Here is a 450-nt window from a genome sequence, read left to right as displayed (position 1 = left end):
AACCTGTCGCGACCATTACCCCCGTCCTGTGGCCGTCGGCCTGTGGCTGTTGTGCGAAATCGCGATCATCGCGTGCGATCTGGCCGAAGTGATCGGGTCGGCCGTTGCGCTGAACCTGTTGCTTGGGTTGCCGCTGGTGTGGGGTGTGCTGGTAACCGGGCTCGACGTCCTATTCCTGCTGCTGCTGATCAATTTGGGTTTCCGCAAGATCGAGGCAGTGGTGATCGTGCTCGTTTCCACGATCGCATTGTGCTTCGCCTATACGATCTATCTCGCGAAGCCCGATTGGGCTGCCGCTGCGCTTGGCGCGATTACGCCATCGATTCCCAATGAAGCGGCATTGGTCGTTGCGCTGGGAATTCTGGGGGCCACTGTCATGCCGCACAACCTGTACCTGCATTCCGCAATCGTGCAGACGCGCGCCTTCGGCAGGGGTGCACGCGATATCAA

General features: G+C 60.0%; 1 protein-coding gene. It reads left to right on the top strand.

The window, feature by feature from the left end; genetic code table 11:
- Positions 1-450, top strand: a 450-nt coding sequence (locus AACY45_RS28575; RefSeq protein WP_339548823.1) for an Nramp family divalent metal transporter, incomplete at both ends; no start/stop codon positions are given.

The sequence above is a fragment of the Pseudomonas sp. RA_35y_Pfl2_P32 genome, from assembly GCF_963970735.1.
Lineage (GTDB): Bacteria > Pseudomonadota > Gammaproteobacteria > Pseudomonadales > Pseudomonadaceae > Aquipseudomonas.
Note: the sequence above shows the minus strand (reverse complement) of the source record. Positions and strands in the feature narration are given on the sequence as shown.